Annotated in this window: 25 protein-coding genes; 8 read left to right on the top strand and 17 right to left on the bottom strand. The window is 71.8% G+C overall.

Going from position 1 to position 26,768, the window contains the following annotated elements; translation table 11 throughout:
- Positions 1 to 2: 2 nt before the first annotated feature.
- The 6 genes from AW274_RS28555 to mtrA form a co-directional block, all read right to left on the bottom strand.
- The gene (locus tag AW274_RS28555) at positions 3 to 716 is read right to left on the bottom strand and encodes a response regulator (RefSeq protein WP_062335384.1); all 714 of its coding nucleotides are present in this window, start codon (positions 714 to 716) and stop codon (positions 3 to 5) included.
- A gap of 148 nt (positions 717 to 864) precedes the next feature.
- Positions 865 to 1,536, bottom strand: coding sequence for a ribosome hibernation-promoting factor, HPF/YfiA family (hpf, locus tag AW274_RS28550; RefSeq protein WP_062438213.1), 672 nt, complete (start codon positions 1,534 to 1,536; stop codon positions 865 to 867).
- 518 nt (positions 1,537 to 2,054) lie between these two features.
- Complete coding sequence (locus AW274_RS28545) at positions 2,055 to 2,771, bottom strand: ComF family protein (RefSeq protein ID WP_198169471.1); 717 nt, start codon at positions 2,769 to 2,771, stop codon at positions 2,055 to 2,057.
- Between the two features lie 28 nt (positions 2,772 to 2,799).
- Positions 2,800 to 4,563 (bottom strand): LpqB family beta-propeller domain-containing protein, encoded by a 1,764-nt coding sequence (locus AW274_RS28540; RefSeq protein WP_157520782.1) that lies wholly within the window; start codon positions 4,561 to 4,563, stop codon positions 2,800 to 2,802.
- On the bottom strand, positions 4,553 to 6,265 hold the full coding sequence (gene mtrB / locus AW274_RS28535) for an MtrAB system histidine kinase MtrB (RefSeq protein ID WP_062438208.1): 1,713 nt from the start codon (positions 6,263 to 6,265) through the stop codon (positions 4,553 to 4,555). Before mtrB ends, AW274_RS28540 begins: the two co-directional genes overlap by 11 nt.
- Positions 6,266 to 6,276: 11 nt before the next feature.
- Positions 6,277 to 6,954, bottom strand: a complete 678-nt coding sequence (gene mtrA, locus AW274_RS28530; protein ID WP_030451251.1) for an MtrAB system response regulator MtrA — start codon at positions 6,952 to 6,954, stop codon at positions 6,277 to 6,279.
- A gap of 290 nt (positions 6,955 to 7,244) precedes the next feature.
- Between mtrA and AW274_RS28525 the strand changes: the two genes are divergently transcribed.
- The 5 genes from AW274_RS28525 to AW274_RS28505 are packed head-to-tail and all read left to right on the top strand — an operon-like array spanning position 7,245 to position 12,439.
- Positions 7,245 to 8,465, top strand: a complete 1,221-nt coding sequence (locus AW274_RS28525; protein ID WP_063813685.1) for a DUF7847 domain-containing protein — start codon at positions 7,245 to 7,247, stop codon at positions 8,463 to 8,465.
- Complete coding sequence (locus tag AW274_RS28520) at positions 8,456 to 9,070, top strand: DUF4129 domain-containing protein (protein ID WP_062438200.1); 615 nt, start codon at positions 8,456 to 8,458, stop codon at positions 9,068 to 9,070. Before AW274_RS28525 ends, AW274_RS28520 begins: the two co-directional genes overlap by 10 nt.
- Positions 9,067 to 10,167 (top strand): DUF4350 domain-containing protein, encoded by a 1,101-nt coding sequence (locus tag AW274_RS28515; protein WP_062438197.1) that lies wholly within the window; start codon positions 9,067 to 9,069, stop codon positions 10,165 to 10,167. Before AW274_RS28520 ends, AW274_RS28515 begins: the two co-directional genes overlap by 4 nt.
- Positions 10,164 to 11,117, top strand: coding sequence for an AAA family ATPase (locus tag AW274_RS28510; RefSeq protein ID WP_062438194.1), 954 nt, complete (start codon positions 10,164 to 10,166; stop codon positions 11,115 to 11,117). Before AW274_RS28515 ends, AW274_RS28510 begins: the two co-directional genes overlap by 4 nt.
- Complete coding sequence (locus tag AW274_RS28505; RefSeq protein WP_062438191.1) at positions 11,117 to 12,439, top strand: DUF58 domain-containing protein; 1,323 nt, start codon at positions 11,117 to 11,119, stop codon at positions 12,437 to 12,439. Before AW274_RS28510 ends, AW274_RS28505 begins: the two co-directional genes overlap by 1 nt.
- Here the strand turns inward: AW274_RS28505 and AW274_RS28500 are convergent.
- Positions 12,436 to 13,428 carry a stage II sporulation protein M gene (locus AW274_RS28500; protein WP_062438188.1) on the bottom strand — a complete coding sequence of 331 codons (993 nt, stop codon included), beginning with the start codon at positions 13,426 to 13,428 and terminating at the stop codon, positions 12,436 to 12,438. The genes AW274_RS28505 and AW274_RS28500 overlap by 4 nt on opposite strands.
- A 26-nt stretch (positions 13,429 to 13,454) precedes the next feature.
- On the opposite strand from AW274_RS28500, the gene AW274_RS28495 reads away from it, so the two are divergent.
- Positions 13,455 to 14,231, top strand: a complete 777-nt coding sequence (locus AW274_RS28495) for an RDD family protein (protein ID WP_062438185.1) — start codon at positions 13,455 to 13,457, stop codon at positions 14,229 to 14,231.
- 181 nt (positions 14,232 to 14,412) lie between these two features.
- On the opposite strand, the gene AW274_RS28490 is transcribed toward AW274_RS28495, so the two are convergent.
- Both AW274_RS28490 and ahcY read right to left on the bottom strand, forming a co-directional pair.
- Positions 14,413 to 15,645 carry an adenosylhomocysteinase gene (locus tag AW274_RS28490; RefSeq protein WP_062438182.1) on the bottom strand — a complete coding sequence of 411 codons (1,233 nt, stop codon included), beginning with the start codon at positions 15,643 to 15,645 and terminating at the stop codon, positions 14,413 to 14,415.
- Positions 15,646 to 15,647: 2 nt separating this feature from the next.
- Positions 15,648 to 17,078: an adenosylhomocysteinase gene (gene ahcY, locus AW274_RS28485; RefSeq protein ID WP_062438173.1), complete on the bottom strand. Its 1,431-nt coding sequence runs from the start codon at positions 17,076 to 17,078 to the stop codon at positions 15,648 to 15,650.
- A 94-nt stretch (positions 17,079 to 17,172) separates the two neighbouring features.
- On the opposite strand from ahcY, the gene AW274_RS28480 reads away from it, so the two are divergent.
- On the top strand, positions 17,173 to 17,562 hold the full coding sequence (locus AW274_RS28480; protein WP_062438171.1) for a MerR family DNA-binding transcriptional regulator: 390 nt from the start codon (positions 17,173 to 17,175) through the stop codon (positions 17,560 to 17,562).
- Here the strand turns inward: AW274_RS28480 and AW274_RS28475 are convergent.
- The 5 genes from AW274_RS28475 to AW274_RS28460 are packed head-to-tail and all read right to left on the bottom strand — an operon-like array spanning position 17,539 to position 21,540.
- Positions 17,539 to 18,471, bottom strand: a complete 933-nt coding sequence (locus AW274_RS28475) for a cation diffusion facilitator family transporter (protein ID WP_062438169.1) — start codon at positions 18,469 to 18,471, stop codon at positions 17,539 to 17,541. The genes AW274_RS28480 and AW274_RS28475 overlap by 24 nt on opposite strands.
- A 33-nt stretch (positions 18,472 to 18,504) precedes the next feature.
- Positions 18,505 to 19,614, bottom strand: a complete 1,110-nt coding sequence (locus AW274_RS28470; protein WP_062438165.1) for an SIS domain-containing protein — start codon at positions 19,612 to 19,614, stop codon at positions 18,505 to 18,507.
- Complete coding sequence (locus tag AW274_RS39580; protein ID WP_083958892.1) at positions 19,611 to 19,778, bottom strand: Trm112 family protein; 168 nt, start codon at positions 19,776 to 19,778, stop codon at positions 19,611 to 19,613. Before AW274_RS39580 ends, AW274_RS28470 begins: the two co-directional genes overlap by 4 nt.
- Positions 19,775 to 21,127 (bottom strand): phosphomannomutase/phosphoglucomutase, encoded by a 1,353-nt coding sequence (locus tag AW274_RS28465; RefSeq protein WP_062438162.1) that lies wholly within the window; start codon positions 21,125 to 21,127, stop codon positions 19,775 to 19,777. Before AW274_RS28465 ends, AW274_RS39580 begins: the two co-directional genes overlap by 4 nt.
- 56 nt (positions 21,128 to 21,183) lie before the next feature.
- Complete coding sequence (locus AW274_RS28460) at positions 21,184 to 21,540, bottom strand: DUF3499 domain-containing protein (RefSeq protein ID WP_030451265.1); 357 nt, start codon at positions 21,538 to 21,540, stop codon at positions 21,184 to 21,186.
- Between the two features lie 113 nt (positions 21,541 to 21,653).
- Between AW274_RS28460 and AW274_RS28455 the strand changes: the two genes are divergently transcribed.
- Positions 21,654 to 22,079 (top strand): metallopeptidase family protein, encoded by a 426-nt coding sequence (locus AW274_RS28455; RefSeq protein WP_062438160.1) that lies wholly within the window; start codon positions 21,654 to 21,656, stop codon positions 22,077 to 22,079.
- Here AW274_RS28455 and AW274_RS28450 read toward each other — a convergent pair.
- The 3 genes from AW274_RS28450 to AW274_RS28440 form a co-directional block, all read right to left on the bottom strand.
- Positions 22,067 to 23,482: a DUF5719 family protein gene (locus tag AW274_RS28450; protein ID WP_062438158.1), complete on the bottom strand. Its 1,416-nt coding sequence runs from the start codon at positions 23,480 to 23,482 to the stop codon at positions 22,067 to 22,069. The two genes, AW274_RS28455 and AW274_RS28450, sit on opposite strands and share 13 nt — an antisense overlap.
- On the bottom strand, positions 23,479 to 26,253 hold the full coding sequence (locus AW274_RS28445; RefSeq protein WP_062438155.1) for a glycosyltransferase family 2 protein: 2,775 nt from the start codon (positions 26,251 to 26,253) through the stop codon (positions 23,479 to 23,481). The genes AW274_RS28450 and AW274_RS28445 overlap by 4 nt, the downstream gene beginning before the upstream one ends.
- A gap of 183 nt (positions 26,254 to 26,436) precedes the next feature.
- Positions 26,437 to 26,694: a WhiB family transcriptional regulator gene (locus tag AW274_RS28440; protein ID WP_030451269.1), complete on the bottom strand. Its 258-nt coding sequence runs from the start codon at positions 26,692 to 26,694 to the stop codon at positions 26,437 to 26,439.
- Positions 26,695 to 26,768 lie beyond the last annotated feature (74 nt).

Genomic DNA, 26,768 nt, shown 5'->3' with positions numbered 1-26,768 from the left:
CTTCAGGTGATCTCGAGGAGTCGTTCCCTGACGGCGTAGACGACCGCTTCCATCCGGCTGTGCAGTTGCAGCTTCTCCAGGATGTTGCGGACGTGGTTCTTGACCGTGTTCTCGGAGATGAAGAGTTCCTTCGCGATTTCGCGGTTGTTCATCCCCTTCGCCACCAGCCGGAGCACTTCCATCTCGCGGTCGGTCAGCCGGGGCACCGGTAGCTGCGGCGGCCGCTCGGCCTCTTTGCGGCTGATGCTGGCGAACTCGGTGATCAGCTTGGTCGCCATGGCGGGGTTGATGAACGACTGCCCGCTGTGCACGCCCCTGACGGCGTCGGGCACTTCGTCGATCTGCACGTCTTTCAGCAGATAGCCCGTCGCGCCGGCCTTGAATGCCTCGAAGAGGTCCTCCTCCTCGTCGGAGGCGGTGAGCATGATGATCCGGGTCGTCGGCATGCTCTCTTTGATCGCCCTGGTCGCCTCGATGCCGTCGCGCCTGGGCATGCGCACGTCCATCAGCACGACGTCGGGCAGCAGCTTCTCGGCGAGCGCCACGGCTTCCTGACCGTCGCTCGCCTCACCGGCGACCTCGATGTCCGCTTCGGCCTGGAGGGCCAGCACCAGGCTCCGGCGGATCAGCGAGTGATCATCGACGATCAGCACACGGATCGGCTCACCGCGCCCGCTGGGGCGGCTTGCGTCGTCTCGTACGCTGCGGTCACTCACAGCTCCTCCTCGTCGGGGGGCCAGGTAGCTGGGTCGCCATCATGACATGGCTCCCAGTGCTGGCGAGGATCTCGTACGCCATGCGCCCCGCACCAGGCGGGGCGCATGGTCGTCTCGCTTTGTAAACGTGGGAAGGGGTGGCGCCGGTTCAGCCTTCGACGAGCCGCAACACGCCGTAGTCGTATCCGCGGCGCCGATATACGACGCTCGGGTGGCCGCTTTCTTTGTCACGGAACAGGAAGAAATCGTGGCCGACCAACTCCATCTCCAGCAGAGCCTGGTCGATGGTGATCGCGTCGGACTGGTGGAACTTCTCGCGGACGACGAGGGGGCCGTCGCCGTCCTGCTCTATCGGGATGATGGGTTCGGTGTAGCCGTTGTTCGGCTTCTGCGGCGGGATGTACTCGTCGTGGAGCAGTTCGGGCTCGGGCAGCCTCGCCACCGGTTCTCCCAGGCCGCCGTTCTCGGCCAGGGTCGCGGTGAACTCGGCCACCGACGGAGGGCAGTTCTTCCCGTGATGGATCTTTCGGCGGTCGCTCAGCCGCCGTAGCCGTGATTCCAGCTTTGCCAGAGCGATCTCGAGCGCGGCGAAGCGGTCGTCCGCCGCCGCCTCGGCCCGTACGGCCGGGCCCTTGGAGTGGATGGTGAGTTCCACCCTCTCCCTCTGGTCGCTCATCCTCGGGTTCTTCTCTCGCGAGACCTCTACGTCAACCCGGATGAGTCGGTTGTCCAGTCGCTCGATCTTGGCCAGCTTGGAAGTCACGTGATCACGGAAACGGTCGCTCACTCCGGTGTGCCGTCCCTTGACGATGATGTCCACGCAAAAGCCCCCTTCGCCTATCGACTGACATGAAGGAGCACCCGTTCGGCCGACCTGGTCTTCGTCCCCACATCCGCCTGCTGAGGGGTTCGCAGCTCCACGCCACTACTGCCCTTCTCTTCTGGCAAGAATCATCTGGACTCTTGGGAAGGCAGGTCTTACCTCTAAGCCGCACCGTGATCGGTCGACCAAGAGTCGCCTTACGTGGACCGTTTCGCCTGCGGCTGGCATCGGCTAGCCAGGCCGAACCCCCAAGGGGACTCGGTCCGGCGCAACCACGGACCCGAACGGGTGCCATGTCCTGAACGCTAGTCGCTGACCGGCCGTATGTCAGCCGCGAGCCACGCCAAAGGATCACTTTCGGTGATTTTTCCCGGGCCGCGCGGCGATGGAGGGGCGCCGGTGCCGTTCGGACCGAACCCCCGACGACCTGGTCAAGCCTCTCCTGACATGGGAGTTCACCGGGTCGTCGACACCGGGTTGTCACTCCGAGGCCAGGTCGTTATTTGACTGTTTCTTTACCCAGAGTGATGTCGGCGAATTTGTGACCGCCGGGCGTGTCGCATGACCGGCACGCGTTTTCGGGTGGCCGCAACGGTGACCGCGAAGGCGGTCTCGGCGCCCGCCTCCCGCACCGCGCGGGCCGCCTCGGCGAGCGTCGCGCCGGTGGTGACCACGTCGTCGACCAGCACGACCCGGCCCCTCGGCACGGCGGCGGAGGTGAACGCCCCGGCCAGGTTCACGGCACGCTGGGCGGACGTGAGGCCCGACTGGTCGGCGACCTTCCGGGCGGGCCGCAACACGGGTGCCACGGTCACCTGAGCGCCGCCGGCGCGCAGTCTCCTGGCGGCGACCTCCGCGATCCGGCGTACCGGATCATGGCCTTTGGCTCTTCTCGACCGGCGGGTGCTGGGCACCGGGACCAGCACCAGCGGGCCCGGCTCCGGCGGCAGGCCCGCGACCACGCGGGCCACGCAGGCGCCCAGCGCGGCGCCGAGGGCGGTGCGGCCGCGTTCCTTGTACGCGATCAGCACCCGCCGCGCCACCCCGTCGTAGCCGGCGGCGGCCCAGCACGGGGGCATGCCCTCAGGCGCCGCCTCCGGCTGGTGGAGGCGGGGCGGTGCGGTCAGTTCGGCGGCGCACCCGGCGCAGACCAGGGCCCCCCGGCCGCCGCAACCGGCGCACCGAGGGGGAACGAGCAGATCGAGCACCGCGTCGAGCACGCGGACCACCATGACACTCCCTGCCGACACTGACGAAAGTTCACCCCAGAGGGTAGGCGGGGAAGTTGGAGCCATCGTCCACGAGGGTGGTCCACTTCTTGCCGTCCCACACCGTGATGGCGCCGTTCTCGTCGCTGGCCAGGATGCGCGAATCGGTGCTCGTGATGTATTTGAGGCGCTTGGGCACCTCGATGGGGGTCTTCTCGTCGCCGTCCATGATCGGGTAGGCTGCCAGAGTCTGCTGCGAGCCGTTCGGGGAGTTCTTCTCCGTCAGCACCAGCAGGGTGGTGGCGTCTCGCCAGGCCACATCGATGATCTTCTGGCCCTCTTCCGCCGGCACCAGGGTCTCCAGCGCCCCGACCCGGTAGGTCGGACTGCGCACGATCGAGCCTATCTGCACGGCCGGTCCGGCCCCGTTGTCGGCGACGACCGCGACCCGCACCCCGTCACGCGCCACCCGGAACGCGCTCACGGTGGCGTTCGCCAGTTCGGGAGCCGGCACCGGCGACTGGTGCTCGGCCCTGGAGGCGTGCCAGACCTGCGACTTGCCGCCCGCCGACTCCACGGCCCAGACGTCGCCCTCGCGGTCCCACGACGGCGAGGTGAGCTTGCCCTGGGCGTTGATCCAGCGCTGCCACGGGCTGCCGGCCACCATCTGGGTGACCCAGACCCCCGTCTCGTCGCCCATCAGGGCGGCCACCTGGTCGCGGCCCTCGCCGGAGACCGCGACGTGGTTGAACGGCCGGGTCGGCTGCCCGGCCGCGCCGAGCACCGCCGCCGGCTGCTCCTCGTCCTTGCCCGCGGCCCGGAGCATCCGGCCGTCGCGGACGAAGTATCCGGCGACGTCGCCGGTGATCACCGACGGGTTGTACGTCGAGTATTCGGTCGGCTTGAAGCGCATGCCGCCGCCCGGGAACGCCTCGCCGTTGACGAGGATCTCGATGTAGCGCCCGCCGACCCGGTCGGTGCCGAGCGACCAGGCCAGCTGCGCCTTCATCGCCTTGATGCGATCGGGGCTGTCGCGCAGCCGCGCGATCGGGGCCGAGAAGTCGACGTAGAGCGTGTCGCCCTCGGCCTCGATGCCGTTGAGCTCGGTGCCCTTGGGGTAGACGTTCTCGACCGCGCCCGCCAGCGGTCCCGACGGGCCCCGCAGCAGGGTCCGGATCAGCGACTCGGGCAGGCCCCGGCTGGGGTCGATCGGCACCCGCACCCGGTCGGCCACCAGGCCGTTGAACGACGTGTTGGGGAAGTAGATCTCCACGGGGGCGTACGCCCTCGTGAGGTCGGTGCGGAGCAGGATGAGGCCCTGGGGGGCCTCGGAGATGCGCCACTCGCCGTTGACCCGGACCAGCGTGAACGCCTCGTCGAGGGTGCCCTCGGAGGCCGCACGGTAGCGGCCGCCGGTTTCCAGCGTGCCGACCTGGCGGCCCTTGAACGACACGATGAACTTCTCGGCGTCCTCTTCCGGCAGGTCGTCGGCGAAGCGGCAGTCGCAGACCCGCGTCGCGGCGGCCCAGGGCTGCCAGGACGCCGCCGCCGCGCCGGTCAGGTACTGCCGGGCGATCGTGCGCTTGGGGTCGTCGAAGCTGGCCATCGCGGTCTGGAAGCCGCGCACGATCTCGACCGCGGTCGCGTCGGGGCGCGGCGGCGAGGCCAGGATCCGGACGTAGGTCTGGCTGAGGATGTCGCCCCCGCGCTCCTCCTCGCTGGCCGTCGGCGGGTTGCCGCTGGCCGGCACGATCGTGCAGCCCGTGAGGGTGGCGAGCGTCGCCACCATCGTCAGAACACGTCGTCTAGTCGACATCGAACACCCCCGACTCCCCCGCGGCGGCCGACAACACGGGCGTGGCGTGGCCGCGCCAGGTCCGCCGCATCTCGACCTCCGGCGGCACCAGCGGCAGCGGCGACCCCTTCAGCACGGTCCCGGCCGTACGCGGCAGCGAGAGCCGGAACTGGGTGCCCTCGCCGGGCACGCCCCAGGCCTGCAGCCAGCCGCCGTGCAGGATCGCGTCCTCGCGGGAGATGGCCAGGCCCAGGCCGGTGCCGCCGATGGTGCGGGCGCGCGACGGGTCGGCCCGCCAGAAGCGGTCGAAGACCATGTTCTCCTCGCCCGCGCGCAGGCCCACGCCGTGGTCGCGGACGGCCACCGCCACCGCGTCGCGGTCGGCCCCGAGGGTGACCACGATGTCCTTGCCCTCGCCGTGCTCGATCGCGTTGAACAGCAGGTTGCGCAGGATGCGCTCGATCCGCCGGGTGTCGCACTCGGCCATGCACGGCTCGGTCGGCAGCCGCAGCTCGAACCGGGTGGCGTGGCGTTCGGCCAGCGCCTCGGAGTCGCCGACCGCGCGCAGCACGACGTCGCGCATGTCGACCGACTCGAGGTCGAGGGTGGCGGCGCCGGCGTCGTAGCGGCTGATCTCCAGCAGGTCGGCCAGCATCGACTCGAACCGTTCGAGCTGGGCCTGCATGAGCTCGGCCGAGCGGGAGGCCATCGGGTCGAAGTCCTCGCGGGCGTCGTACAGGAGGTCGGCGGCCATGCGGACGGTGGTCAGCGGGGTGCGCAGCTCGTGGGAGACGTCGGAGACGAACTGGCGCTGCACCTGGGAGAGCTCCTCGAGCTGGTGGATCTTGAGCGCGAGGTTGGAGGCCATCTCGTTGAACGAGGTGGCGAGACGGGCCAGGTCGTCTTCGCCGCGGACCTTCAGGCGCTCTTCGAGTCGGCCGGACGCCAGCCGCTCGGCGGCCTGGCGGGCCAGCCGCACGGGGGTGACGACCTGCCGGGTGACCAGCGAGGCGATGGCGGCCAGCAGCAGCACCAGGCCCGCGCCGACGAGCACGAGGAGCTGGAGGACCGAGCTGAGGGTCTCCTCCTCCTCGTTGAGCGGGAACAGGTGGTAGACCTCGTAGGTTCCGTTGGCGCCGCCGAAGACCCGCGACCCGATGACCAGCCCCGACACGGTCTCGCCGCTCAGGTAGCGCAGCGGGCTGTAGCGCGAGTCGGTCGTGTCGGCGGTGCCGGTGCGCACCTGCTCGCGGAAGCCGCGCGGCACGCTCTTGTAGGCGTCGATGTTGAGGGTGGCCCGGTCTTGCCCGACGATGCCGTCGTTGAAGATGACCACCGCGTACCGTGCCCCGGCGCGCTGGGCCAGCACGTTGATGGCCTGGTCGGCGGGGTCGAGCATGGTCTGCGCGGCGGGGTCGGACTGCTCGCCCGGATCGGGCTCGCCCACGCTCGACAGGTAGTCGGAGACCGTCAGCACGTTGGCGCGGGCCTCGGCGGTGGCGGCGTCGGTGCGACCGGCCAGCATGGTCTTGTTGATCGACTGGAACAGGAAGACGCCCAGAACGGCCACGACGACCATCGAGATCAGCAGGGTGGAGGTGACCACCCGCATCTGGAGGGAGCGCCGCCAGGCGGAGCGGGCCCGGATCGCGATCCGCCGAGCACGACGACGGACCCCCCGGGCGATCTGCCGGGGAGTCCGTCGGGGCCGCTTCTTAGGCATTCAGACCACGATCAGGCCGGCCCGGCCTTGTAGCCGACGCCGCGGACCGTCACGACGATCTCGGGGTGCTCGGGGTCCTTCTCGATCTTGGCGCGGAGCCGCTGCACGTGGACGTTGACCAGTCGCGTGTCGGCGGCGTGGCGGTAACCCCAGACCTGCTCCAGCAGGACCTCGCGGGTGAACACCTGGCGCGGCTTGCGGGCCAGCGCGACGAGCAGGTCGAACTCCAGCGGGGTGAGGTTGATCGTCTCGTCGAACCGCTTGACCGAGTGGCCGGCGACGTCGATCGTGATGTCCCCTATCTGCAGGATCTCGGGCGTGGGCTCGTCGGTGCGGCGCAGCCGCGCGCGGACCCGGGCCACGAGCTCCTTGGGCTTGAAGGGCTTGACGATGTAGTCGTCGGCGCCCGACTCGAGGCCCAGCACGACGTCGATCGTGTCGCTCTTGGCGGTGAGCATCACGATCGGGACGCCGGACTCGGCGCGGATGCGCCGGCAGACGTCGATGCCGTCGGCCCCGGGCAGCATCAGGTCGAGCAGCACGAGATCAGGGCGGGTGTCGCGGAACGCGTCGAGCGCCTTGTCGCCGTCTGAGACGAAGGACGGTTCGAAACCCTCCCCGCGCAAGACGATGCCGAGCATCTCGGCGAGAGCGGCGTCGTCGTCGACGACCAGCACGCGTCCTTTCATGGCCCCTCATTCGTTACTTCGGCGCAGCTAAGGAGGTATTTGGGCGATTTATCGGAAGGTTACCCGTGACCCTGCGGTGGATGAAACACGACCGTGACAAAGGACGAAGTTTAGGCCCAAATAGCCGAGCGTGCCGGTACCGCCACGAGAATCCCAAGAACAGGTCACGTTCCAAGTGTGCTCCACGCCGACCTGCGGCGGGCGCCCGTTCGTGCCGAGAAGAAGCGCGCGCTCAACGTAGGAGGAGTCGCGCATGACCGTCAGGGCACTCATCATGCCAGGATTGGGACATGACAGACGGCCCCGGCGACCGTGAGCAGCCACCCCCCGGCTGGTCGCCCCAGCAACCGCCCGCTTACGGTGTGCCCGGCCCCTGGGCAGACCCCAACGCCCCCGGCTCCTATCCGCCGCCCGGCGGTTACCCGCCGCCCGGCGGCTACCCGCCCCCGCCGCCGCCCCCGCAGGGCGGGTACTACGGCGGCCACCCCGGCGGCCACTACGGCGCGCCGGTGCTCAAGCCCGGCATCATCCCGCTGCGGCCGCTGCAGATGGGCGACATGTACAACGGCGCGGTGGCGTTCATCCGGGCCAACCCGAAGGCGACGCTGGGGCTGTCCGCGCTGGTGGTGACGGTCGCCGAGATCATCACGCTGGCGCTCCAGCTATCGGCGTTCGGCCCCTTCGCCGCCGCGGCGCTCGACCCCGCGACGACCGGCGAGGACATCGACGCCCTGCTCGCGCCCCTGGCCGCGCTGCTCGGCAGCGCGCTGCTGGGCGGCATCGTGACGGCCGTGGCCATGGTCGTGCTGACCGGCATGCTCACCGGGATCATCGGCCGGGCCGTGTTCGGCGAGCAGATCTCGATCGGCCAGGCGTGGGCCATCGTCAAGGGCCGGGTGCCGGCGCTGATCGGGCTGGCGCTGCTGCAGTCGCTGATCGTGTTCGGCGTCTTCCTGGGGCCGGGCATCCTGCTGATCATGCTGGCGGCGGCCGGGGCGCCCGAGGGCGCGGTGATCCTGCTCTCGCTGGTCCTGCTCACCGCAGGCATCTGTTTCGCGGTGTTCCTCTACACCAAGCTCAGCCTCGCCGGCCCGGCGATCGTGCTCGAGGGCATCGGCGTCGGGACCGCGATGAGCCGGTCGTTCCGGCTGGTCAAGGGCGACTTCTGGCGGGTGTTCGGCATCCTGCTGCTGACCGCGATCGTGGTCGGGCTGGTCGCCACGGCGGTGGCCGCGCCGTTCTCGCTCTTCAGCGCGGTGGGCGACCCCAACGCGGTCGTCATCGACGGGAAGTTCTACGCCGGGCTGATCCTCAGCGGCGTCGGCGCGATCATCGCCGGCACCATCACCAACCCCTTCTCCGCCGGGGTCACCACCCTCCTGTACGCCGACCGCCGCATGCGCGCCGAAGCGTTCGACCTGGTCCTCCAGACCGAGGCCCTGGAGCGCCAGCAGGGCGCGCCGGGCACCGCCCCCGAGAACCTGTGGCGCCCGCGCGACCCATGGTCCTAGACGTCCCCGTCGAGATCGGCCGGGAGGCCGCCAGAGAGGCCGCCGTCCGCGAGCTCTCCGATCCCGCCTACCCGAAGCCGTCGTGGCTCGACTGGCTGCTCGAACGGATCTGGGCGTTCGTCGACGACCTGATCGCGCGGGCCTCGGGCGTGCCGGGCGGGTGGCTGACGCTGACGGTGCTCGTGCTGATCCTGGCGGTCGTCGTGGTCGCGCTGGTCAGGGCGGCCCGCAAGGCCCCCCGCAGCCGGCGGCCGGGCGACGGCGGCCTGTTCGGCGAGACCCTCCTGGGAGCCGCCGAGCACCGCGCCCTGGCCGAGCGGCACGCCGCCGCCGGGGAGTGGGCCCAGGCCATCCGGGAACGCCTGCGCGCCATCGCCCGCGAGCTGGAGGAACGCACGATCGTGGAACCCATGCCGGGGCGTACGGCGACCGAGCTGGCCGCCGAGGCGGGCCGGGCGCTGCCCGCGCTGGCCGCCGGCCTCGAACAGGGCGCCCGGACGTTCGCCGACGTCACCTACGGCGAGCGTCCGGGCACCCCCGAGGCGTACGCCGACCTGACCGGCCTCGACACGGCCGTCCGCCGGGAGAAGGCGACCCTGCGATGACGTCCGTCACCCCGACGATCACCGAACGGTGGCGCTCCTGGCGGGGCGTGCTGGGCGCGCTGGCCGCGATCGTGCTCGCGGCCACCGTGATCGCGCTGTTCGGCGGCGCCCGCAACGGCGGACGGCTCGACATCGAGGCGACCACGCCGCAGGGCGCCCGCGCGCTGGCCGAACTGCTGCGCGCGCAGGGCGTCGAGGTGATCCAGGTGACGACCTTCGACGAGGCGATCGAGCGGGCCGAGGGCTCGCTGCTGGTGGTGGCCCGGCCCGAGTTCCTGGTCGACCCCGCCGGGCTGGCCGGGCTCGCCGGACGGCCGGGGGCCCGGCTGCTGATCGCGCCCACCCCGGCGGTGCTGCGGGCGCTGGCGCCCGGGGTGACCGCCCGTCCCGGCGCGGCCGAGAAGGTCAGGGCGCCCGGCTGCGAGCTGAAGGCGGCCGTGCTGGCCGGGGACGCCCTCGTCGGCGGCTCCTCCTACTCCGGCGCGGCCTGCTACGACGGCACGGTCGGCGTCGTCGGCGACGCCACCCTGGTCGGGTCGGGGTCGTTCCTGACCAACGGCCGGCTGCCCGAGGACGGCAACGCCGCGCTGGCGATGAACCTGGCCGGTGCCCACCAGCGGGTCACCTGGTTCGCGCCCCGCGCGCCGCTCGGCGTGCCCGAGGGCGGCGAGAAGACCATCGAGCAGCTGATCCCGGCGAACGTCGGCTGGTTCGTCTGGGCGCTGGTCGTGGCGGTGCTGCTGACCGCCCTGTGGCGGGGCCGCCGCCTGGGGCCGGTGGTCGAGGAGCGGCTGCCGGTGGTCGTCCGGGCCGCCGAGACCGTCGAAGGGCGGGGCCGCCTCTACCGGGCCCGCTCGGCCCGCGACCGGGCCGCGCTGGCCCTGCGCGAGGCCGTCCTGGCCCGCACGACGCCCCGGCTGGGGCTGACCGCGACGGCCGGGGAGAACGAGATCGTCGCGGCGGTGGCCGCCCGGACCGGGCAGGATGGCGGACGGGTCCGCGAGATCCTCTACGGCGGCGTCCCCACCGGAGACGCCGCACTGGTCGCCCTGGCACGCGACCTCGACACCATCGAAAGGCAGGTACGGGACTCGTGACGACACCTGACGCCTCCCGCGAGGCGCTGGCGGCCCTCCGGACCGAGGTCGCGAAGGCCGTGGTGGGGCAGGACGCCGTGGTCTCCGGCCTGGTGATCGCGTTGTTGTGCCGGGGCCACGTGCTGCTCGAAGGCGTGCCGGGTGTGGCCAAGACGCTGCTCGTGCGCACGCTCGCGGCGGCGCTCTCGGTCGACTTCAAGCGGGTGCAGTTCACCCCCGACCTGATGCCGGGCGACGTGACCGGCTCGCTGGTCTACGACGCGCGCACCGCCGAGTTCGAGTTCCGCTCGGGCCCGGTGTTCACCAACCTGCTGCTGGCCGACGAGATCAACCGCACCCCGCCGAAGACCCAGGCCGCGCTGCTGGAGGCGATGGAGGAGCGGCAGGTCAGCGTCGACGGCACGCCCCGGCCGCTGCCCGACCCGTTCATCGTGGCGGCGACCCAGAACCCGGTCGAGTACGAGGGCACCTACCAGCTCCCCGAGGCCCAGCTCGACCGGTTCATGCTGAAGCTGACCGTGCCGCTGCCGGGCCGCGACGACGAGATCGCGGTGCTGCGGCGGCACGCCGACGGGTTCGACCCGCGCGACCTGTCCCACGTGAAGGCGGTCGCGAGCGCGAGCGACCTCGCGGCGGGCCGGGCGGCGGTCGCCGAGACCCACGTGTCGCCCGAGGTGCTCGCCTACATCGTCGACCTGGCCAGGGCGACCCGGCAGTCGCCGTCGCTGGGGCTGGGCGTCTCGCCGCGTGGCGCGACCGCCCTGCTGGCGGCGGCCCGCGCCTGGGGCTGGTTGTCGGGGCGCGACTACGTGACGCCCGACGACGTGAAGGCGCTGGCCCGGCCCGCGTTGCGGCACCGGGTGCAGCTGCGTCCGGAGGCCGAGCTGGAGGGCGCGACCGCCGACGGGGTGCTCGACGGCATCCTGGCGTCCGTGCCCGTGCCGCGCTGATGGCGCTGACCGGGCGGGCCGCGCTGCTGGCGGTCGCGGGGGCGCTCGTCGTGCTCGCCGCGCCCGCGCCCGCCCTCGCGTTCTGGCTGGTCGTCGCGGTGATCGCAGTGGCCGTCGGGGTCGACCTGGCGCTGGCGGGCAGTGTGCGGGCGTTGCGGTTCGAGCGCTCCGACGATCAGCGGGTACGTCTCGGCGAGACCGCCGAGGTCACCCTGCTGGTGGCCAATCCGGGCCGCCGCCCGGTGCGCGGCCTGCTGCGCGACGCGTGGCCGCCGAGCACCCGTCCGGCCCCCAGGGAGCACGTGATCGACGTGCCGGCCGGGGAACGCCGCCGGGTCGTCACGACGCTGCGCCCGCTTCGCAGAGGCGACTTCACCGCCGCCGCGGTGACGGTGCGGGCGGTGGGCCCACTCGGCCTGGCCGCCCGGCAGGGCTCCCATCAGGTCGAGGGGCGGGTCAGAGTCCTCCCGCCGTTCCTGTCGCGCCGCCACCTGCCGGGCAAACTGGCCCGGCTGCGGGCGATCGAGGGGCTGAACCCGGTCCAGATCCGCGGCCAGGGCACCGAGTTCGACTCGCTGCGCGAGTACGTCGTCGGCGACGACGTCCGGTCGATCGACTGGCGGGCGAGCGCCCGCCGGGCCGACGTCGTGGTGCGCACCTGGCGGCCCGAACGCGACCGGCGGGTGCTGATCGTGCTCGACACCGGCCGCACCTCGGCCGGGCGGGTCGGGGTCGACCCCGCGTCGGGCGACCCGAGCGGCTGGCCCCGGCTCGACTGGGGCATGGACGCCGCTCTGCTGCTGGCCGCCCTGTGCGCGCGGGCGGGCGACCGGGTCGACTTCCTCGCCTACGACCGGGCGGTCAGGGCCCAGGTGACCGGCGGCGGCCGGGGCGACCTGCTGCCCGGCCTGGTGACCGCGATGGCGCCGCTGGAGCCGGAGCTCGTGGAGGCCGACGCCCACGGCATGGTGGCCGCCGTGCTGGCCCGCGCGCGGCGGCGCTGCCTGGTGGTCGTGCTGACCGACCTGAACGCGACCGCGCTCGACGAGGGCCTGCTGCCGGTCCTCCCCCAGCTCTCCTCGCGGCACCTGGTGCTGGTGGCCGCCGTGGCCGACCCCCGGGTGGCCGCGCTGGCGGCCGGGCGCGACGGCGCGGCGGAGGTCTTCGAGGCGGCGGCGGCCGAACGCCAGCGGGTCGAACGCCGCCAGGTGACCGCCCGGCTGCGCCGGCACGGGGTCGAGGTCGTCGACGCCCTGCCCGACGACCTCGCCTCGGCGCTGGCCGACGCCTACCTGAACCTGAAGGCCGCGGGCCGCCTCTAGGCCGTCGGCACGTGGTCGGGGGCGTCGGCGACGTCGCCCGTCTCGCCGGCCTTGGCGGCGCGGCGGCCGTAGCGGACGACGTACAGGAGGAAGAGCAGTTCGGCGGCGGCGCCGATCGAGATCCGGGCCCAGGTCGGCAGCGGCGAGGGGGTGACGAGGGCCTCGATGAGGCCCGAGATCAGCAGCACCACCGCGAGCCCGAGCACCACCGCGACGACCGCGCGGCCCTGTTCGGCGAGCACCTGCGCGCGGGGGCGCGGGCCGGGCGCGATCAGCGACCAGCCGACCCGCATGCCCGCCCCGGCGGCCAGGAACACCGCCGTGAGCTCCAGCAGCCCGTGGGGCGTGATCAGCCCGAAGAACACGTCGCCCCGGCCCGAGTCGATCATGATGCCGCCGAGCAGCCCGACGTTGGCGGCGTTCTGGAAGAGGATGTACGGGATGAGCACGCCCCCGATGACCGACGAGGCGACGCACTGGGCCGCCACCCACGCGTTGTTCACCCACACGTGCGTGGCGAACGACCCGGCCGGGTTCGCGCTGTAGTAGTCGGCGAAGTCGTGCTCGACCAGCTGCCTGATCTCCTCGGGGGTGCCCATCGCGGCCCGCACGTCGGGGTTGGCGGCCACCCACACCCCCACGGCCACCGCGACGATCGACGACGCCACGGCCGCGCCCAGCCACCACCGCCACGACCGGTAGCAGACCACGGGGAACGAGACGGTCCAGAAGCGGAGGAACTCCCGCCAGGCGGGCGCGTGGGCGCCGGTGACGGCCGATCGCGACCGCGCGACCAGCGCCGACAACCGGCCGGTCAGCACGCCGTCTCGGGACGCCGAGCGGGCGATCGACAGGTGGGTGGACACCCGCTGGTAGAGCTCGACGAGTTCGTCGACCTCCGGGCCGGTCAGCCTGCGGCGCCGCTTCACCAGGTCGTCGAGCCGGTCCCAGGTCTGCTGGTGGGCGGCTCGGAAGGCGTCGATGTCCACGATCGCGAGCCTAGTAGGGTCGGGACATGTCCGAAGTGCCGCGCCCCGACGTCGTGACCGGCGACGCCGTGGCGCTCGACGTGCCGCTGGCGCAGTTGCCGATCCGGGTGGTCGCCTTCCTGCTCGACCTGATCGTGCAGATCGTGCTGCTGGTCGGGGCCATGCTGCTGATCGCCTTCGCCCTCGGCGACATCGACGAGTCGCTGGCCACCGCCCTGGTGATCGCCTCGTTCGTGGCGGTGCTGGTCGGCTACCCGGTGATCTTCGAGACCCTGTCGCGCGGCCGCAGCCTCGGCAAGATGGCGCTCGGCCTGCGGGTGGTGGCCGACGACGGCGGGCCCGAGCGGTTCCGGCAGGCGTTCTTCCGCGGCCTGACGGCCGTCGTCGAGATCTACATGCTGACCGGCGCCCCGGCGGTGATCTGCGCGCTGGTGAACCAGAAGGGCAAACGGCTGGGCGACCTGTTCGGCGGCACCGTCGTCATCTCGGAGCGGGCGCCGAAGGAGTCGGGCCCCCCGCCCGAGATGCCGCCGCAGCTCGCCGCGTGGGCGGCCACGCTGGAGCTGACGGGCCTCACCGACGACCTGGCCGCCGTGTCGCGGCAGTATCTGACCCGGCTGCCGCAGTTGTCGCCGCACGCCGCCCACGACATGGGTCTGCGGATCGCCTCGCAGGTCTCCGCACGGGTGCAACCCCCGCCGCCGCCCGGGGTTCCGCCCTACGCCTACCTGGCCGCCGTGCTCGCCGAACGCCGCCGGAGAGAAATGGCGAGGTTTAGCCAAAGACGCCAGGGGCAGTTGTGACGAACGCAGGCATGGGGCACGCCTGCAGTGGGGTTGGGCGGGTACGTCCGGAGCGCAGAGGGAGAGGCGAACCGGTCGTACCCGCCCGTCATCTCGGCTCAGGTGACTGGCCTGGAACGAGCCGAGTGATATGACCGTAGTACGGCAGATTGCCGGTATCCATGGGGTAACACAACTGTTTCTACGAACCTGAACGCCAGCTGTGCAGGTAGTCCTCCTGCTCAGAGGTCAGTCCGTCGATCGTGATCCCCGCCGCCGCGAGCTTCAGCCCCGCCACCCGCGCGTCGATCCCGTCGGGCACGTCGTAGACGCCCGGCTTCAGCGACGCGTGCTCGGCCGCCAGCCACGCCACCGTGAGCGCCTGGGCCGAGAACGACATGTCCATCACCGCCGCCGGATGGCCCTCGGCCGCCGCCAGGTTCACCAGCCGGCCCTCGGCCAGCAGCAGCAGCCGGCGGCCGTTCACCACGAACTCGTCGGTGTTGGGCCGCACCTGGTAGTGGACCTCCTCGGCCATCGACTCCAGGGCCCGTACGTCGATCTCGATGTCGAAGTGGCCCGCGTTGGCCAGGATCGCGCCGTCCTTCATGACCGCCAGGTGCTCGGCCCTGATCACGTCGCGGTTGCCGGTGACCGTGACGAACACGTCGCCGATCGCGGCCGCCTCGGCCATCGTGGCCACGCCGTAGCCGTGCAGCGAGGCGTCGAGCGCCTTCACCGGGTCGATCTCGGTCACCACGACCCGCGCGCCCAGCCCCTTGGCCCGCTCGGCCACGCCCCGGCCGCAGTAGCCGAACCCGGCCACCACGACGGTCCGGCCCGCCAGCAGGGCGTTGGTGGCCCGCATGATGCCGTCCATCGTCGACTGGCCGGTGCCGTAGCGGTTGTCGAACATCCGCTTGGTCCGGGTGTCGTTCACCGCGACCATCGGGAACTTCAGCGCCCCCTCGGCGGCCATCTGGCGCAGCCGGATGATCCCGGTCGTGGTCTCCTCGCAGCCGCCCTTGACCACCAGGTCGGAGCGTTCGGTGTGCAGGATGTTGACCAGGTCGCAGCCGTCGTCGAGGACGATGTCGGGCCCGATGTCCAGGGCCCGGTGGATGTGCCGGTAGTAGGTGTCGCGGTCGACCCCCGCCCTGGCGTGCACGGCGATGCCGTAGTCGGCCAGGGCGGCGGCGACGTCATCTTGCGTCGAGAGCGGGTTGGAGGCGGCCAGCGCGATGTCCGCGCCGCCCGCCTTCAGCGCGCCCATGAGCACCGCCGTCTCGGCCGTGACGTGGAGGCAGGCGGCGACCTTCAGCCCGTCGAGCGGGCGGTCGCCGCCGAACCCCGCGCCGATCGCGGTGAGCACCGGCATGGCGCGCGAGGCCCATCCGATGCGGCGCTCACCGGCTTCGGCCAGAACGGCATCCATGATCAGTAGCGGTAGTGGTCGGGCTTGTAGGGGCCCTCGACGTCGACGCCGATGTACTCGGCCTGCTTCTTCGACAGCACCGTCAGCTTCACGCCGAGCGCGTCGAGGTGGAGGCGGGCGACCTTCTCGTCGAGGTGCTTGGGCAGCACGTACACGCCGATCGGGTAGTCGCCGGTCTTGGTGAACAGCTCGATCTGCGCGATCACCTGGTTGGTGAAGGAGTTCGACATGACGAACGAGGGGTGGCCGGTGGCGCAGCCCAGGTTCATCAGACGGCCCTCGGCCAGCACGATGATCTGCTTGCCGTCGGGGAAGCGCCAGGTGTGGACCTGGGGCTTGACCTCTTCCTTCTCGATGCCCGGGATGCGGGCCAGGCCGGCCATGTCGATCTCGTTGTCGAAGTGGCCGATGTTGGACACGATCGCGTTGTGCTTCATCTGCGCCATGTGGTCGGCGGTGATGATGCTGAAGTTGCCCGTGGTGGTGACGAAGATGTCGGCGATGCCGACGACCTCCTCCAGGGTGGTGACCTGGAAGCCGTCCATCGCGGCCTGGAGGGCGCAGATGGGGTCGATCTCGGTCACGATCACGCGGGCGCCCTGGCCGCGCAGCGCGTCGGCGCAGCCCTTGCCGACGTCGCCGTAGCCGGCGACCACGGCCACCTTGCCGCCGATCAGCACGTCGGTGGCGCGGTTGAGGCCGTCGATCACCGAGTGGCGGCAGCCGTACTTGTTGTCGAACTTCGACTTGGTGACCGAGTCGTTCACGTTGATGGCCGGGAAGAGCAGCTGGCCGTTGTTGAACATCTCGTAGAGGCGGTGGACGCCGGTGGTCGTCTCTTCGGTGACGCCCTTGATCGCCTCGGCGGTCTTGGTCCAGCGCTGGTCGGCGCCGACCGTGCGGCGCAGCAGGTCGAGGATGATGCCCCACTCCTCGGGGTCGTCCTCGGAGGCGGTCGGCACGACGCCGCCGGCCTTCTCGAACTCGGCGCCCTTGTGGACGAGCAGGGTGGCGTCGCCGCCGTCGTCGAGGATCATGTTGGGGCCGGTGCCGTCAGGCCACTGCAGCGCCTGGTCGGTGCACCACCAGTACTCCTCCAGCGTCTCGCCCTTCCAGGCGAAGACCGGCACGCCCTTGGGCTCCTCGACGGTGCCCTCGGGGCCGACGACGACCGCGGCGGCGGCGTGGTCCTGCGTGGAGAAGATGTTGCACGAGACCCAGCGCACGTCGGCGCCGAGGGCGACCAGCGTCTCGATCAGGACGGCGGTCTGGATGGTCATGTGCAGCGAGCCCATGATCTTCGCGCCCCGGAGCGGCTGGGAGGCGGCGAACTCCTTGCGCGTCGCCATCAGGCCCGGCATCTCGTGCTCGGCGAGGCGAATCTCCTTGCGGCCGAAGTCTGCGAGTGACAGGTCGGCGACCTTGAAGTCCATCTTGGGGTGTCCCCTCTCGTAGCGTCTCTGCCACTGTAGGGCCGAACACCGCCTCCGAGCGCCGAACCTGACACAAGAATGTAAGAATGGGTTCATGCGCATCACGGAGGCCGCCGCCAAATTGGGCATGTCGCCCAGAATGCTGCGATATCGGGAGGCGCTCGGGCTACTCCCACCCGTCCGCGACGCAGCTCCCCGGCAGATTCATGGCGCGAGCCATGGCCGGCCTCCGGCCGTCCACGTCTCGCGCTCCCACCGCCGCTTCGGCGACGAGGAGCTCGCCGCCGTCACCCTGGCGATGGAGCTGGAGAAGCGGTTCGACGTCTCGCCCGGCGAGCTCGCCTTCGCGCTGCGGGCGCTGTCGGAACCGGCCGTCGCCCAGGCCGTGAGAGACCTGGGCGTGCGGATCGGGCGCATCCAGGCGCCCCGCAGGGCGCTGGACTTCGAGAAGGAGAAGGCGCTACGCCTGCTGCGCGGACGTTGACGACGCCTCGATGGCCGGTTCGAGGTAGATGATCCGGGCGATCGGCACGGCCGCGCGGATACGCTGCTCGGCCTCGTCGATGCCCCGGGCCACCTCGGCGGCGGTGTCGTCGTGCTGGACGGCAATCTTCGCGGCCACCAGCAGCTCCTCGGGGCCGACGTGGAGGGTGCGCATGTGGATGACCCGGGTCACCTCGGGCGCGCTCTCCAGGGCCTGGCGGATCTGCGCGTCGACCTCGGGGCCGGCGCTCTCGCCGATGAGCAGCGACTTGGTCTCGATGGCCAGCACGATCGCGATGACGCCGAGCAGGACGCCGATCATCACGGTGCCCACGCCGTCCCAGACTCCGTTGCCGGTGACGACCGCCATGGTGACGCCGAACAGGGCGAAGATCAGGCCGAGCAGCGCGCCCAGGTCTTCGAGCACGATGACGGGCAGCTCGGGCGACTTCGACCGGCGGATGAACTGCCACCAGGTCAGGTTGCCCTTGAACGGCAGCGACTCCTTGATCGCGGTCCGGAACGAGAACGCCTCCGCGATGATCGCGAAGATCAGCACGCCGAACGCCCACTGCGGGGACGTCAGGTCTTCGGGATGCTGGAGCTTGTGCACGCCCTCGTACAGCGAGAACAGCGCGCCGATCGTGAACAGCACGACCGCCACCACGAACGAGTAGAAGTAGCGCTCGCGGCCGTAGCCGAACGGGTGCTGCTCGGTGCGTTCACGGGCCGCCCGCTTGCCGCCCAGCAGCAGCAGCGCCTGGTTCCCCGAGTCGGCCACGGAGTGGACCGACTCGGCGATCATGGACGACGATCCGGTGAACAAGAAGGCGACGAACTTCGCCACCGCGATCGACAAGTTGGCGACCAGCGCCGCGACGATCGCCTTCGTTCCGCCACTGGCGCTCACGATGACACTCCCTCAGTTTTCGGCCAGAAGATCCTAACGGGCAATTCTGGCCTTAAGCTCCCGGACCGCGCTGACCGGAGTGGGATCGATTCCATAACCAAGTGCCAGATAGACGCTGGCGAAATCGGCCAGCCCGACCAGCGTCGCCAGCCGTTCAAGCGGATGACGCCCCTCGGCCATCAGCTCCGACACCCGCACGTCGCGGTTTTCGGCCAGCCGGACCACGGTGCCCCGGGTGCGGGTCTCGCGCTCGTCTTCGTCGACGTCGCGGAGCAGGAACAGCCGCAGCTGGCGGCCCTGCGTGTCGGCGAAGATGTCGCGCTCGGCGAGCGGGCCGTCGAAGGCGGCCACCTGGTTGTGGGCCGCCTCGGGCAGCTCGCCGAAGATCGCCGGGTATTTGGCGTTCTCGTAGAGCTGGTGGACCAGGCGGTGGGCGGCCACGATCGGCAGCGCCGAGGAGCCCCAGACCATGGGCACCGACTCGGCCAGTTCCATGGCCAGCGTCTTGCCGGGGTTGATGAAGGTGTCGCTCGACGGGCGGCAGCGGTGGGCCAGGTCTTCGAGCAGGGTGGCGGTGGCTTCGTACACGGGCTCGGGCACGTCGGCCAGCCCCAGCGACGACGCCGCCACCACGAGCGGGACCGTCAGCGCCCACAACGCCGCGCGGGCGTGGCCCTGCGCGACCTCGACCGGCACGAACGGGGCCCCGCGCTGGGTGCAGAGCGACTGGAGCGGCGAGCCGGGGCGGCCGACCCCGACCAGGCGGCAGCCGCGCCGGGCGGCTTCCCAGGCCAGGCCGAGGGTCTCCTCGGTGGCCCCGGAGGCCGACACGGCGAACACCAGGTCGTTGGCGCCGATCCAGCCCGGCAGCCGGTGGCCGCTCGCGGTGGTGATCGGGATCGGCGCGCCGTTGCCGCAGATCGCCCGGAGGATCTCGCCGGAGACGCCGCTGACGCCCATGCCGAGCGTCACGATCGCCCTCGGGCGCCCCTCGGCGGCGACCGCCCCCACGCCCGCCTCAGCGGCCAGCCGCCGCCCGGTGCGGATCTGGGCGGCCGCCGAGGCGACCGCCGGAAGCATGCCCGAGGGATCGGCCGCGACCAGATGGTTCTGGTCGTCGAGCAGCTCAGGCTCCCAGATCATGCCTTCCGTGCCTCGTCGACCAGCAGCACGGGAATGTCGTCGCGGACCGGGTAGACCAGGCCGCAGCTCTCGGAGGTGCAGGCCAGCTCATCGGCCTCGGCCCGGAGCGGGGACTTGCACGCCGGGCAGGCCAGGATCTCCAGCAGCCAGTCGTCGATCTTCAAATCCCTCGAACCTCTTTCAGAACGTCGTCGCGCACCCGGGCCATGGTCACCTCGTCGTCGCCCTCGGCGTTGAGCCGGAGCAGCGGTTCGGTGTTGGACGGGCGCAGGTTGAACCACCAGGTCGGACCGGTGACGGTCAGGCCGTCCAGCTCATCGAAGGTAACACCCTCGCGGGACCCGAACGCCTCGCGCACCTTGGCGGTGGCGGCGGCCTGGTCGGCCACCGTGCTGTTGATCTCGCCGGAGGCGGTGTAGCGCGCGTAGGCGGCCAGCACCTCCGACAGGGGGCGGTCCTGTTCGCCGAGGGCGGCCAGCACGTGGAGGGCGGCCAGCATGCCCGAGTCGGCGTACCAGAAGTCGCGGAAGTAGTAGTGGGCCGAGTGCTCGCCGCCGAAGACCGCGCCCGTGCGGGCCATCTCGGCCTTGATGAACGAGTGGCCGACGCGGGTGCGGACCGGCACCCCGCCGTGCTCCTTGACGATCTCGGGCACGCCGCGCGAGGTGATCAGGTTGTGGATGACCGTGGCACCGGGGTGCTTGGCCAGCTCGCGCGCCGCCACCAGGGCGGTGATCGTCGACGGGGAGACCGAGGCGCCCTTCTCGTCGATCACCCAGCAGCGGTCGGCGTCGCCGTCGAAGGCGATGCCGAGGTCGGCCCCGTGCTCCAGGACGGCCGCCTGCAGGTCGACCAGGTTGGCCGGCTCGATCGGGTTGGCCTCGTGGTTGGGGAAGGAGCCGTCGAGCTCGAAGTAGAGCGGCACCAGGTCGATCGGCAACCCGGCGAACACCTCGGGCACGGTGTGGCCGCCCATGCCGTTGCCGGCGTCGACGACCACCTTCAGCGGCCTGATCGCCGACAGGTCGACGAGCGACTTCAGGTGGTCGGCGTAGCCGGTCAGCAGGTCGCGGTCGGTGACGTCGCCGGTGGGGTCGGGGGACGAGGCGCCCAGCAGCCCGAGTGCCCGGTCGCGGATCTCGGTCAGGCCCGTCTCGGAGCCGATCGGCACGGCCCCGGCGCGGCACATCTTCATGCCGTTGTACTGGGCCGGGTTGTGGCTGGCGGTGAACATGACGCCCGGCAGGTTCAGGGTGCCGCTGGCGTAGTAGAGCAGGTCGGTGGAGCCGAGCCCGGCGTTGATCACATCGGCGCCCCGGGAGGTCGCGCCGCGGGCGAAGGCCGCCGCGAGCGGGCCGGAGGACTCCCGCATGTCGTGGGCGATCACGATCCGGTCGCCCCCCACCACCTCCGCGAAGGCCGCGCCCACGGCCTCGGCGATCTCCTCGTCGAACTCGTCCGGTACGACTCCGCGTACGTCATACGCCTTGAAGATCTTGGCGAGGTCGCCCAATTCCGCCCCTATATGTCGCAGATCCCTAGGGTTTGAAGCCTAGTGGCCGCGTGCCTTCAGCGGTCGCGATTGGACTTGAGGACCCGGAGGTGACCGCGACGCCCCACCTCGACGGCCTGGCCGGTCGGCTCGCCCGGCGCCGGGGCCGGACGGGCGGCCTCGCGGACGGCGTTGGCCAGCGCCTCGAGGTCGTCTCCGGAGGGCGCGCCCGGCTCGTAGGGCAGCCGCACGACCTCCCAGCCTCGGGGCGCGGTGAGCCGCTCGGCGTGTTCGGCGCACAGGTCATAGCAGTGCGGCTCGACGTACGTCGCCAGGGGGCCAAGAACAGCGGTCGAGTCGGCGTAAACGTACGTGAGTGTGAAGACGGCAGGCTGCCTGCAGGCGGTACGGGAACAGCTGCGGACGGGGCTCACGGAGGGACCGTATCCGGTCCGCCCGCACATTGCCACCACCCCGCCCCTCTTAACGAGCGTGTCGCCACAATCCGGACACCACCCGAACACGGCCGGAGCCCTAAGCTGACCTGATGACTCCTCGACGACGGGACCGCCACGGGCGCGGCATGCGGGGTCCCCTCGCGCCCGCCCACGTGCCCATCGCCAAGTCCCGTGGCGAGCGCTTCGACGACCTCGTGCTCGACGCCGTCGACCGGCTGCGCGTCCGGTGGGCCAAGGAGCTGGCGGGCGTCGACTTCGGCGTCGAGGAGGTGCCGCCGGTCGCCGAGCTGCTCGACGGCCCGGCGCGGCTGGCCTCCGACCCGATCCCGTTCGGCCGGGCCGAACCGGCGCTGCGCGGCGACCCGGCGATGGTCGTGGTCTACCGGCGTCCGCTGGAGGCCCGCGCGCGCGACCGCGAGAGCCTCGCCGCGCTGGTGCACACCGTCGTGGTCGAGCAGGTCTCCACGCTGCTGGGGCTCACCCCCGAACAGGTCGACCCCGGCTACGACGGCTGAGCGAAGACCGCCGAGGGCTCCTCGGCGACCGGCGGCACCAGCGTCCAGGTGCGCGCCACGGCCAGCGGCTGCGCGGTGACGAGCTGCCCGCCGGGGGCGCGCTCCTCCATCACCCGCCCGCCGTAGACCGGCCCCGAGCCGGTCTTGGGCGTGACGACCACGCTGAAGCCCTTGGCCGGGCCCTTCAGGATGATCTCCTTGGTACGCGCGGCGGGGATCGCCACCTCGATCGGCTTGGGCGCCTTCCCCTCGCGCGGCAGCAGCGTCACGGTGACGTCGGCGGCGGCGTCGGGCGCGCTCAGGATCAGCCGCGAGGTGACGTCCTTGGTCGAGCGGGCGTCGGCGACGACGCTGCCGAGGTCGATCGAGGGCGCTCCGGCGGTGAACGCGACGTCGGTCCGGCTTCCGGTGCCGACCATCTTCAGCCCGGCGACCACGGGGATCTCCGAGGTGAGCACGATCGCGGCGGGCTGGCCGGTCACCCCGGTCGACAGGTCGAGGGTGGCGACCGAACCGGCGGGCACCTCGACGGTCTCGCGGTTCTCCAGGGCGTAGGAGCCGTCCTTCAGCACGGCCTTGACGTTGACGACGGCGTCCGACTCGCCGGGGGCGGCGACGTAGAGCTCGCGGCGGCCGGCGCTGCCGGGCAGGCCCGGCACCACGACCCGCTTGGCCGGCCGGGTGGTCTGCGGGAGCCAGTCGACGCCCTCGGAGGTGGCCGCCTCGACGGCGGCCGCGACCCGGCCCCGGCCGGTCGACACGTTCAGCGCCATGACCAGCGGCGACGGCGCGACCTTCTTGAGGTCGACGACGCGGTGCTCGCCCGGCTTCAGCAGCATGCCGCTGGCCCGGTCGGCGATGACCTGGCCCTCGCCCGAGTAGACGACCAGCGCCACGTCGGCCGGGGCCGACTCGACGTTGGCCAGGTGGAGCTTGAGGTCTCCGGCGGCCGGGCCGGGCCCGACGAACCAGACGTCGGCGCCGGGGTCGACGCAGCGCACCCCGGCCAGGCCCCTTGCGGCGCCGGTCAGCGCGCGCCGCGTCTGGGCGGCCTCCAGGCCGGTGGCCATCGCGCCGGTGGCGTGCACCCGCATCGGGTCGGTGCCGGCGGCCATGGTCTTCTGCCAGAGCTTGCCGGGCTCCTCGACGGTGACGGGCTCGTCGCCGTCCTCGATGAGGGTCTGCCCGGCGCCCCCCGCGTTGGGCGGGGTGACGGCGGTGACCGTCGCGCCGCCCGGGTCGGGGCAGACCGTCGAGACGGCCGCGATGGGCGCGCGCACCGGTTCGGCCTTGACCGGCGCGGCGGGGGCCGGGCGGCTGACGAACGCGACGCCGTAGACCGCGCCGAGCGCGATCAGCACCAGCGCCAGCATGCCGAACCGGTTCTCGATGAGCCGCCTCACACCGCCACCCGCTCTCGGTCGGCCGGGATCTCCTCGACGACCTCCGGCTCGGCGGTACGCGCTCCCGGCGCCGCCAGGATCAGCACGATCACCACGAGCGCGCCCTGCCCGTAGAGCCACCACCGGTGCCACGACGCGCCGGCCGGCGGGCGTTCGGGGGTGACCGTCCCGGTCATCCGCCAGAGTCCGGCCCGATCCGTGAGGGTGACCCTGGCCATGGTCGGCTCGGAGTCGAGGGCCCGCCGCAGGGCGGGGTCGATCGGCGCGGGCACGCTCACGAACGCGATGCCCCGGCCCGCCAGCTCGGCCGCGTCGGAGCCGCCCCGGCCGGAGGCCAGCCCCGCCACCGCGTCGGTGAAGTCGGAGCCGTACGCGGCCCGTTCCGACTCCCCGATGACCGGGATGCGGCCACGCAGAACCGTGTAGGTGAGGCCCGCGTCCGCGGTGCGGATCAGCAGCGTGCCCTCACCGGGCTTCGACTGGGCCTCGGCGATGGCTGGGAGCGGCGAGCGCACGTCGCGGCGCAGCGGCCCGTCGGCCCTGTCCATGATCCACAAGGTCGCGGCGGCGACCGGGGTCGCGAACGCGACCAGCACGATCAGGAACGCGCCGGCCTTCCGGAACCCGCCCGCCTTGCGGAACTCGGCCACCCGGTGGGCGGCCAGCGCGGTCGAGACCAGCAGCCCGGTCGCGGCGAACGCCAGCGGCACCCCCGGCCAGGTCGACATGCGGCTCACCACGGTCGCCGCCAGCACGCCGACGATCGCCACGCCCCACCCGACGGCCACGATGAACTGGTGGCGGCGCAGCAGCAGCGCACCCAGGGCGACGGCGAGCAGCCCGGCGGTGGCCCAGATCGGCGGCGCGCCGGGCCCGCCCGGGTTGAGGGTGAGCAGCGCCTCGGGGGCCAGCCGGGGCGAGGAGGTCATCGGCAGCCCGGCCTCCCGCAGGATGCGCATCGGGTCTTGGACGATCGTGGCCAGCCAGGGTCCGAGCAGGATCAGCGGGGCGCCCAGCGCGATGAGCAGGTTCCCGCCGACCCCGCGCCGCACTCCCCCGAACGACACGGCGGCGAGCAGGCCGAGGACGGCGACGAAGACGTACAGGATCGGGGCGAACGCGGTGCCCACGGCCAGCAGCAGGCCCAGGCCCCAGGCCGCGCGGCGGGCCGGCTTACGGGTGTCGGCCAGCACCTTCGTGGCGAGCGAGGCGTAGACGGGCAGCAGGATGAACACCACCGCCGACCCGATCCGCCCCGACGCCACCACACCGGTCGCGACCGGCAGGAGGGCGTAGGTGGCGGCCATCCAGACCCGCGCGGGGCGGTAGGTGACGAAGCTCTTGGTCGCCAGGTAGGCGCTCAGGCCCGACAGCGGCACGCAGCCCAGCAGCAGGATCGACACCGCCAGCCAGGTCTTGCCGAAGGTGATGGTCGACAACACCGCCAGCACCGCGACGTAGGGCGGCGCCTGCTCGCCGATGTAGAACGCCCACAGGTCGGAGGCCCCTCCGGCGACCGGCACCAGCGCGCCGCCGCCGAGCAGCCCCCCGGTCAGCAGCTCTCTCTCGGCCGCCAGCGCCACCGCCGTGAGCAGCACGAACAGCCGCACCCCGGGGCTGGCGAAGGCGCGCCGCAAGAAGCCGTCGTCGTCGTTGAGCAGCTCGTCGCCCTCTTCCGCGCCGGGCTGCTGGACGGCGTGGTGACGGCCGGCCGAATCCATCGGGCCGCCGCCCGACAACTGGTTCTGGACCATCTCCCAGGCCCGCCGGAACGCCAGGCTCGGCGGGCTGAACATGGGTTTGACCAGCTGGTATCCGGCCCGGCTGGCCTTGCGCGCCTTCCTGGCCCGGCGCAGCCGCAGCGGATGGAACAACACCGAGCCGATCGCGGCGAGTTCGTCGACGGCGTGCGCGGGCTGCTTGGCGACCAGGAACAGCACGGTACGGATCAGCGACCCGACCGTGTTGCGCAGCAGCGACCAGAGCATCGTCCAGAACGGCAGGTTCGCCATCAGCACGAACAACGAATAACGCCGGGCCAGCCGCCTCGGGTGGTCGTCGCTGGCGGCGATGCGGCGGCGGCGCTTGGACGACGCCTCGGCGTGCCAGGCCACGGCGGAGGTCACCGCGAGCACCCGGTGCCCGGCGGCGCGGGTCCGCCAGCAGAAGTCGAGGTCGTCGCGGAACAGCGGCAGCCTGGCGTCGAGGCCGCCGATCTCGTCCCACACGTCGCGGCGGATCAGCATCCCGGCCGACGACACCGCCAGCACGTCGCGCACGCCCCGGGGCTCGGCGTCGTGCTGGCCCTGGTCGTACTCGCGCGCCTCCAGCCCGGTCTCGCGGCGGCCCGAGCGGGCGACCGTGACGCCGACCTCCAGCAGCAGCTTCCGGTCGAGCCAGTCGCGCAGTTTCGGACCAAGGACGGCGGTCTCGGGATACTCGTCGGCGGCGTGGAGCAGGAACTCCAGGGCGCGGGCGTCGGGGGCGCAGTCGTCGTGGATCAGCCAGATCCACTCGGTGTCGCCGGGCGCCTTCGGAAGCCGCCGGACGACCTCGTGCACGGCTTCGGCGAACCCGCTGCCGCGCGGCATCTGCACGACGCTGTGTTTGCCGAACGCCTCGCCGAGCAGGTCGCGGCTGCCGTCACGGCTGCCGTTGTCGACCCCGACACCCCGGTCGACCGGCCGGGTCTGCGCCAGCACCGCCCGGAGGGTGTCCCGGAGCCAACGGGAGCCATCATGAGCGACCACGATCGCGGTGACCGAGTGCACGGCGGGATCCTTGGGGGTATGTGCGGCTTTTGCGCGCCAACACTACGGCACCGCGCACCGGCCCCCGACCCAAATGACAAGCGGAGGCCACAAATGTGACCCCCGCGTGTCGCCCAGCATCGGTGTTCTTCGAGGCGGGATGTGGCCGGCCCTTCGGCCGGCCGCATCCCGCTCAGTTATGCGTCAAACGGCCTGGCGCTTCATGCGTCGGCGCTCGCGCTCCGACAGCCCGCCCCAGATTCCGAATCGTTCGTCGTGTTCCAACGCGTACTCAAGGCACTCCGCGCGCACTTCACACGCACGGCACACCTTCTTCGCCTCTCGGGTGGAGCCGCCCTTTTCTGGAAAGAACGCCTCCGGGTCGGTCTGAGCGCACAATGCGCGCTCCTGCCAGCCCAGATCTTCACCGTCGAGCGCCTGTGCGATGACCAGCTCGGTCACGGCACACCTCCCTGTCGCCCGCCCGTCACCAACCCCGAAAGTTGGTGCCCCCCTATGGACGCCCTCCCCTTACC

Source organism: Herbidospora daliensis (assembly GCF_001570585.1).
In the GTDB taxonomy this organism is placed as follows: Bacteria; Actinomycetota; Actinomycetes; order Streptosporangiales; family Streptosporangiaceae; genus Herbidospora; species Herbidospora daliensis.
The sequence above is the reverse complement of the archived record's forward strand: the minus strand, read 5'-3'. Positions and strand labels throughout refer to the sequence as shown.